Source organism: Myxococcus vastator, assembly GCF_010894475.1.
Lineage (GTDB): Bacteria > Myxococcota > Myxococcia > Myxococcales > Myxococcaceae > Myxococcus > Myxococcus vastator.
Map to the genome: position 1 here is coordinate 1 of NZ_JAAIYB010000385.1, position 8,246 is coordinate 8,246.

An 8,246-nucleotide genomic window follows, 5' to 3' on the forward strand; every position below is an offset into this window, starting at 1 on the left:
CCCCCGGGCACCCTCCCGCGCGAGGGCGAGGCCGCCGCCAGGCCTCCCGTGCACACGGCCTCCATGGGTGACAGTGAGACGGCGCCGCCTTCGGACGCACCCACGGAAGACGCGCCGCCCGAGGCCCCGAGGAACCGCGAGTGGACCACCACGCCGGTGACGCTGAAGCGGCGTCCGGCCCAGTCGGTGACGCTGCGCTCGGTGCGCGCCGGCACGCATGCGGAATTCGACCGCGTGGTGTTCGAGTTCGACGGGCCGCGGGTCCCCGGCTACCAGCTCCAGTACGTGGACAAGCCCATCATCCAGTGTGGCTCCGGCGACGAGACGCCCCTGGCCGGCAAGAGCTTCCTCCAGGTCACGCTCTCACCCGCGCGCGGTCATGACGACCAGGGCCGCGCCACCGTGGCCGCGCTGGAGCTGAAGCCCAGGCTGCCCACCCTGCTGGAGCTGGTGCGCACGTGTGACTTCGAGGCCGAGGTGACGTGGGTGCTGGGCAACAAGGCGCCCAACGACTTCCGCGTCATGGAGCTGAGCGAGCCCACCCGCCTCGTGGTGGACGTGAAGCACTGAGGGCCCAGGCGTCACCCGGCCCGCAGCTCGCGGGCCAGCGCGTCCAATCCCTCCAACAGGCGCTGGTGCCGCGCGCGGGCCAAAGCGCCCTGGGCCCGGAGCGCCATGGCGAGCGCCGCGGGCAGGTTCACCGCGGCGTCTGCCTTCAGCCGCTCGCGGTACTGCCGCGCCCAGTCCTGGGGCACGCGCAGGGACCAGTTGCGCTCATCCACCGTGCCGGGCGCGTTGTACGTCTCCGGCATCCCGAGCAGGTCGGTGAAGAACATCATCACGTTGCGCGCGCGGCTGGCGAACAGGTCCGCCACCTTCGCCTGCGCCAGCCGTCCCGGGCTCGTGGACAGCTCGCGCGCGAAGGCCTCGCGCTCCGAGGGCTCGGGACACAAGCGCGCGGCCAGGTACTCCGCCTGCGCGCGCAGCGTGCCCTTCCATTGCCAATCCGCCACCAGGCGCCACAGGGACTTCGTGTCGTGGTTGCCCACCATCACCCAGTCCTCCGGGCCCACGTTCTCACTGCGGTACACGTCCGCCGGGTCGTGCAGGTCCGCCTTCTGCGTCACGCGGAAGCGGCCCAGGCCGTACTGCGCCAGCACGCGCTCCAGCGGGTACGGCAACGTGCTGAGCACCTCCGCGAGCAGGTCCCCCAGCTGCCGCCCGTTGCGCCGGGACGCCTCCACCACCGTGTCGAAGAGGACGCTGTAGCGGCGCACCTGTTCGGGTGAGAGGTCCTTCACCCAGCGGTCCGCGTAGCGCGACACGGCGCGGTCCACCTGCGCCGGGTGCACGAGCGCGAAGCGCGCCAGCGCCGGGTGGTCCGGCAGGTCCGGTGACGAGAAGAGCCGCGCGCCATGTTGCACGGACCACAGCGCGTCCGGCAGGTCCGCGCGGTACACCCACGGGCACACCAGCCCGTGCGGGTGGTCCAGCCGCAGCCCGTCGTACTCGCCGAGCATCTTGTCCATGCGCGCGTTCATGAAGCGCAGCACGGGCCCGTTGCGGCTCCCGGCGTTCGCGCCGGCGTCGTCCGGCTCGAAGTACTGCTCCGGGTCCATCACCGGATAGTTCCACGGCTGGCCATCCGGGTTCGTCCGGCTGGGCGGCGCGCCCATGAGGTAGGTGCGCAGGAAGAGGCCCTGCCAGGCCCACGCGTCGCGCGGCGACAGGCCAATCTGGAGGTCGCCGTACAGCTTCAGCCGCCACGCGGCCACGCGCTCGCGCAGGCCGTGGTGCTGCGCGTGGACCAGGAACTGACAGAAGGCGTAGCGCTCCAGCGTGTCCGCGTAGCGCAGCTCCAGCTGCGTCAGGCGCGCGACGGCCGCCGCTTCCTCCTCCGGACGGGGGTTCCACAGCCGCCCGTCCAGCGAGTCCGCCCAGCGCCGCCAGTCCGGCTCGCGCTTCTCCTCGCACAGCACGTCGAAGAGGGCGTCCCGCACCAGCCAGGCCCGGTGCTGCTGGCGGAAGGTGTCGAAGCGCGCGGCCAGCGCCCGGATGGGCGGAGCGGCGTCCGGCGCCGCACGCTTCTGCTGGAACGTGCGCCACGCTTCGTTCAGCAGCGTGGTCTGCGCGCGGAAGGCGTGACGGAAGCGCTCGCCGGGGGGCAGCGCCGAGGGACGGCTGGCGGCGAGCTCCGCCACGCGGCCCGGTGGCAGCAGCGCGCCCCAGGGCTCGTCGGCCTCCAGCGGCGCGAGCGCCACGTTGAGGAGGTTTCGTGAGAAGAGCGTGCCGTCATACGGCGAGGCGTTGAACTCCGTCACCTGCCCCTGCGGCCCCAACTGGATGCCGTTGAAGCCCAGCTCCCGGGAGAACGCGAGGAAGCGCGCCGCCCCTTCCGAGTACGGCGAGCCCCAGCCCGTGTCCTCTTCTGGAAGGCTGGGGAAGCTCGGGTCGTGGATGCTGAGCACCCAGTTGCGGACGTCGAGCGCGGCCAGGGCTTCGGTGACGAGTCGGTGGTGATTTTCAGGCAGCAAGGCGCGAGACATGGCGGAAGGGGCTGACCCTACGGCCCCTGGCGCGCTGCGCCAACCGTCCTGTCGTCCCGAGTTCGCCCGTTCGTCGCCGAGCCCTCAATCGTGCCGGGCCTGAGGGGCGGGCCGGGGCGCTCCACGGCCGCCGCCCGCGCCTGGGACGTGGGGCCGCTGTTCGGGAGGCTTCATCCGGAAGCGCTTGCGCAGCACGCGGGTGGCCCACGTCCGGCCGTCCACCAGGATTTCGTACACCGTGGGAATCACCAGCAGCGTCAGCAGCGTGGACGTAATCGTGCCGCCAATCACCGCGCGTCCCAGCGGCGCGCGGAAGTCGCCGCCCTCGCCCGCGCCGATGGCCACCGGCACCATGCCCGCCACCAGCGCGAAGGTCGTCATGATGATGGGGCGCAGGCGGATGCGGCCCGCTTCGATGAGCGCCTCGCGCAGGGGCATGCCCTTCTCGTGTGACCACTTGGCGAAGTCGATGAGGAGGATGGCGTTCTTCGCCACGATTCCCATCAGCAGCATGATGCCGATGAGGCTCATGAGGTTGAGCGTGTCGCCCGTGAGCAGCAGCGCCAGCACCACGCCGATGAGCGACAGCGGCAGTGAGAGGAGGATGGCCAGCGGATCCAGGAAGGAGCCGAACTGGATGACCAGGATGAGGTACATCAGCATCAGCGCCATGCCGAGCGCGATGAACACGCGCATGAACACCTCGGCCTGGTCCGCGGACTCGCCGCCCGTCGTCAGCGTGTAACCCGGCGGCAGCTTCACGCCGTCCAGCCGCTCCTGGATGTCCGCGCCCACCTCCGACAGCGAGCGCCCCTGCACGTTCGCCTGCACGTTGATGACGCGCTCACGGTTCAGGTGCGTCACCTGCGCCGGGCCCAGCGTCTGGCGGATGTCCGCCACCTGCCCCAGCGGCACCAACCGGGGCGGCCCGCCCGCCGCCGCGCCCACGGAGATGGGCAATTGCGACAAGTCGTTGGGGTTGTCACGCGCCGTTGGCGCCAGCCGCACCATGACGTCTCGCGTCTCGCCAATCGGGTCCACCCAGTCGCCCACGTCCAGGCCCGCGAAGGCCGGCCGCAGCACCTGGGCCACCTGCCCCACCGTCACCCCGAGCTGTCCGGCGAGCCCGCGGTTCAGCTCCACCTCCAGCTCCGGCTTCTGCCCGCGCGTGGACAGGCCCACGTCCACCGCGCCGGACACCTGCTCCACTTCCTCCTGGACCTGCTGCGCCAGCTGCGTGAGCACCCGCTGGTCCGGGCCGCGCAGCTCGTACTGGAGCTGCTTGAAGGCCCCGCCGAAGCCCGAGGTGAAGACGGAGACGGTGGCGCCGCCGATGCGCTTCATCTCCTCGCGGAACTGGACGCCCAATGCGTCCTGGCTCACGTCGCGCTCCGCCTTGGGCGTCAGGCGCACGTACACCAGGGCCTGGTCCACGCCGGGCGCGCTGAGCGCCAGGGGCACGCCGATGGTGGCGTAGGTGTAGTCCACCTCGGGATGGGCGCGGAGGGCGCGCGTCACATCGTCCACCTTGCGCCGGGTGTACTCCAGGCTGGAGCCCGGCGGCGTCTCCACCAGCAGCTCCACCTCCGCGCGGTCGCTCACCGGCACGAAGCCCGCGCCGCCCACGGTGCCCTGGAGCACCAGGGCGCCCACCAGCGAGCCCACCGCCACCAGCACCATCACCAGCCGGTGGTCCAGCGCCCAGGCGATGACGTGTTTGTAGCGCTCCGCCTGCCGGTCGAACCAGCCGTTGAAGTGGTTCAGCGTCCGGGTGATGAAGCCCGGGTTCTTCTTCGGCGGCTCCGGCCAGTACGCGCTGAGCATCGGGTCCAGCGAGAAGGACACGAACAGCGACACCAGCACCGCGCAGGCGATGGTGAGCGCGAAGGGCTTGAACCACTGACCAGCCACGCCGTACATGAAGGCCACCGGCACGAAGACGGCGACGATGGAGAAGGTGGTCGCCGACACCGCGAGGCCAATCTCCGAGGTGCCCTCGCGCGACGCCGTGTAGTGGTCCTTCCCCATCTCCACGTGGCGGACGATGTTCTCTCGCACGACGATGGCGTCGTCGATGAGGATGCCGATGGCCAGCGTCAGGCCCAGCAGCGACATGGTGTTGAGCGTGAAGCCGAAGGCCCACACGCTGATGAAGGACGCCAGCACGCTCACCGGCAGCGCCAGGCCGGTGATGACGGTGGAGCGCCACGAGTTGAGGAAGACGAAGACGACCAGCACCGTGAGCAGCGCGCCTTCCACCAGCGCGGACTGCACGTTGTCCACGGCGTTCTCCACGCGGACGCCGGCGTCGCGCACGATTTCGAGCTTCACGCCCGCGGGGAGCCGCGCCTGGAGCGCCTCCACCCGCTCACGCACCGCGTCCGCGACCTCGGTGGTGCTGTAGCCCCGGGTCTTGAGCACTTCGATGCCCACCGCCTGGGCGCCGTTGAAGAGCGCCAGCGTGCGCGGCTCCTCGGCGCCGACGAAGACGTCCGCCACCTGCTCCAGGCGGATGGCCTGACCGTTGCGCGAGGCCACCACCATGCGCCGGAAGTCGTCCACCTTCTCCAGCCGGCCCTTGAGGCGGATGGACTCCTCCGTCAGCGGCGCGTTGATGCGGCCCACCGGCGCCGCCAGGTTCTGCGCCTGGAGCGCCGCCACCACCTCGGCCACCGACAGGCCCGCCGCCTGGAGCGCCTCCGGCTTGAGCTGCACCGTCATCTCCCGCGCCACGTCACCCACGACCTCCGCCTGGGCGACGCCGGGCACCGAGCGCAGCTCGCCCACCACCGTCGGGTCCGCCACCAGCGACAGCGCCGCGACGTCCAGCCCTTCCGACGTGAGCGTCAGGGACATGATGGGCTGGTCCGCGGGGTCGAAGCGCGTGAGGATGGGCTCCTCCATCTCCTGCGGCAGGTCCGCGCGCTTGCTGGAGATGGCGTCCCGGATGTCCTGCGTCGCCTCCTGGATGTCCTTCTCGAAGTCGAAGAACACCGTGAAGGACGCCAGGCCGTCGGTGGCGATGGACGTCGTCTCCTTCGGGTCCACGCCGCTGATGGCGAAGATGGCGTCCTCGATGGGCTCGAGGATTTCCCGCTCCACCGTCTCCGGTGAGGCGCCTGGATAGACGATGGTGACGCTCACCACCGGGGGCTGGACGTCGGGGAACTCGTCGGTCTCCAGCAGTCCCAGCGACACGAGCCCGAAGACCACCAGCGCCAGCATCGAGGTGATGGTGATGATGGGACGCTTGATGGCGAAGTCGGAAATGAACACGGACGTGACTCCAGGCTTGGAGCAAGGGTGGGACGGCGCGGCCTCACGGCGTGGGCTGCCGCGCTCCAGACGGGGGCGGCGGTGCCTCCGAGCCGCCAACGCCGGGCCCCGACTCCCCCATGGGCTTCGAGTCCGGCCGCGGGGGTGACACCTTCACGCGCGCGCCCTCCGTCACCTCGCTCCGCGCGGCGCCCAGCAGCACCACGTCACCGTCCTCCAGCCCTGAGCGGATCTCGACCTGCCGCGCCACCTCGTCGCGCAGGCCCAGGGTGACCTTCACCCGCTGCACGCGTCCCTCCTGGATGCGCAGCACGGCGAGCTCGGTCCCCGTGTCGTCGATGGCGTCGATGGGAATCGCGACCGCCTGCGTGCCCTTCGAGGCGACGCGCCCCTCCGCGAAGAGGCCCGCCAGCAGTTGGAGGTCCGTGTTGGGAATGGCCACGTAGAGGCGGACCTGGCCGGTGGCCGGGTCCACCACCGGGTTGATGCGCTCCACCGTGCCGCGGAAGGCGCGGTCCCCGTAGCCCGTGACGTGGAACTCCACCGGCGTGTCCACCCGCACCTGTTCGAGCAGCGCGGCGGGCACGGAGGCCTCCAGGCGCAACGTGCGCGGGTCCACCACCGTGAAGAGCGGCGCGCCGGGCTGGACGACGTCACCCGCGCTGGCCTGCCGCTCGCTCACCACCCCCGCGAAGGGCGCGGTGACTCGCGCGCGGTTGAGCTGTTCCCGCGCCAGGGCATGCCGGGAGCGCGCCTCCGCGAGCTGTCCCTTGGCCTGCTCCATGGAGAGCTCCGCCCGTTCGAAGTCGCGCTGGGTGATGACGCCCGCCTTGGACAGCCTCGCGGCGCGCTCCTGCTCGGCCTCGGCCACCCGAAGCGCGCTGCGGGCCGTGCGGACCGCCGCCGACGCCGCGATGAGCTGGTCCTTCAGCGTGACGTCCTCGATGCGCGCCAGCTCCTCGCCCTGCTTCACCACCTGACCCTGCTGGGCCTTGATGTCGAGGATGGTGCCGCCCACCTCCGCGCGCACCGCCGCCGCCGTGCGCGCCTGCAGGTTGCCGGAGATGCCAGGGCCGGAGCGCAGCTGCCGCACCTCGGCGCGGGCCACGTTCTCCTGGCCCAGCGTCACCTCCAGCTCCTCTTGCCGAGGCGCGGGCGCGGCTTCCTCGCCCTTGCGGCAACCGGACAGGGCGCAGAGCCCCATCAGAATCCCCGCCGAGGTTCCGCCGAAGACCTGTCGTATTCGAGCCCGTCTCACAGCGCGTCTCCCATCTCCGCCCCCCAACGGCGAGCCGCCTAACCATGGTGTCGGCCCCCTGCCCCCGGTAGCCGTTGACGACAACGTCCACCGCCAGCAAGCAGGCCGGGCTGACGGGCTGGCGAGCCTTCTCAAGCGCGCCAGGGCGGACAGTGCCTACGGCGCGGGAGGCACCTCGCTCATGATGAGCGTGCCGGCCTGGAAGTGGGCCCACTTGCCGCAGTGGGTGCGCGGCGTCTGCCCCGGGCAGCTCACGGCCTGCGCCGCGCGCGTCGTCTGCGTGAAGCAGCGCGCGCCATTGGCGTCCCACTCGGCCTCGTGCGGCCACGCCTCCGTATCCGTCTGCACGTTCACGCCGTCATGGAGGTTCACCCACTGGCCATCCGTGGTGTGCGACGTGCCGTCGCCGCAGAAGTCGGCGCGCACCATGCGCGTGCACGCCTGGTGGTGGTCCGCCAGGATCAGGCCGTCCGCCGTGGTGCCCCAGGGCCGGTAGCCGAAGCGCACGCACTTGGCGATGGCCGCCCCCTCGCAGGCGAAGGTGAAGCGCGCGGCGTCATCCACCTTCGCGCCGCCGCCCGGAACGCCCTCGCGATAGTCCCACCGGCCCGCCACGGGGATGGCGCCCAGCGCGGAGCCGTCCGCCGCCGCGCACGCGGGCTTCCAGAGCGCATCGGCCACGTCGTAGTAGGAGACCTGGTACGCCCAGACGTCCGCGTCCGCGCCCGCTCCAGGCTCGATGCCGTCGACGCGCAGTTCCACGGTGTCACCGCTGCCCAGGTTGCCGGTGAAGCGCGCGCCCAGGAAGGCCTCGCCGGACACCGGGCCGCTGGAGGCGACGCCGTGGAAGACGCTGCCCTCCAGCCGCACCGCGCCCAGCACCTCGTCCTCGAGGCGGGCGCCCGCCAGGTCCACCGACACGAGCAGCTGTCCCAGCTCGGGAGTGTTGAGGTTGCGGCCATTCAGGTTGCGGCCATTCAGGTTCCGTCCGTTCGGTGCCACCAGCTCCGCCACGCCTGAGCGCAGCGCCACCGGCTCCGACTCCGTCACATTGCCCGCACACCCCACCATGCCCACCGCGCTGACCAGCGCAGCCACCGTCTGCTTCCAAGCGCCCATCACCGACCACCCTCCCGGCCCGACCACGAGGGCAATGTCCGCAGCGC

The 8,246-nt window shown here is 71.5% G+C and carries 5 protein-coding genes; 1 reads left to right on the forward strand and 4 read right to left on the reverse strand.

What is annotated here, in order from left to right; genetic code table 11:
- A partial coding sequence (locus G4D87_RS28915) for an AMIN-like domain-containing (lipo)protein (protein WP_163785937.1) occupies nucleotides 1-570 on the forward strand: 570 nt, incomplete at its 5' end.
- An 11-nt stretch (nucleotides 571-581) separates the two neighbouring features.
- Here the strand turns inward: G4D87_RS28915 and G4D87_RS28920 are convergent.
- The 4 genes from G4D87_RS28920 to G4D87_RS28935 form a co-directional block, all read right to left on the reverse strand.
- On the reverse strand, nucleotides 582-2,546 hold the full coding sequence (locus G4D87_RS28920) for a 4-alpha-glucanotransferase (protein WP_163785938.1): 1,965 nt from the start codon (nucleotides 2,544-2,546) through the stop codon (nucleotides 582-584).
- A gap of 84 nt (nucleotides 2,547-2,630) precedes the next feature.
- On the reverse strand, nucleotides 2,631-5,822 hold the full coding sequence (locus tag G4D87_RS28925) for an efflux RND transporter permease subunit (protein ID WP_163785939.1): 3,192 nt from the start codon (nucleotides 5,820-5,822) through the stop codon (nucleotides 2,631-2,633).
- Between the two features lie 43 nt (nucleotides 5,823-5,865).
- A complete protein-coding gene (locus G4D87_RS28930; protein ID WP_163785940.1) occupies nucleotides 5,866-7,080 on the reverse strand; it encodes an efflux RND transporter periplasmic adaptor subunit in 1,215 nt (404 codons plus the stop codon).
- A gap of 156 nt (nucleotides 7,081-7,236) precedes the next feature.
- Nucleotides 7,237-8,246: ADYC domain-containing protein (locus G4D87_RS28935; RefSeq protein ID WP_240358692.1), on the reverse strand; the 1,010-nt coding region annotated here is incomplete at its 5' end.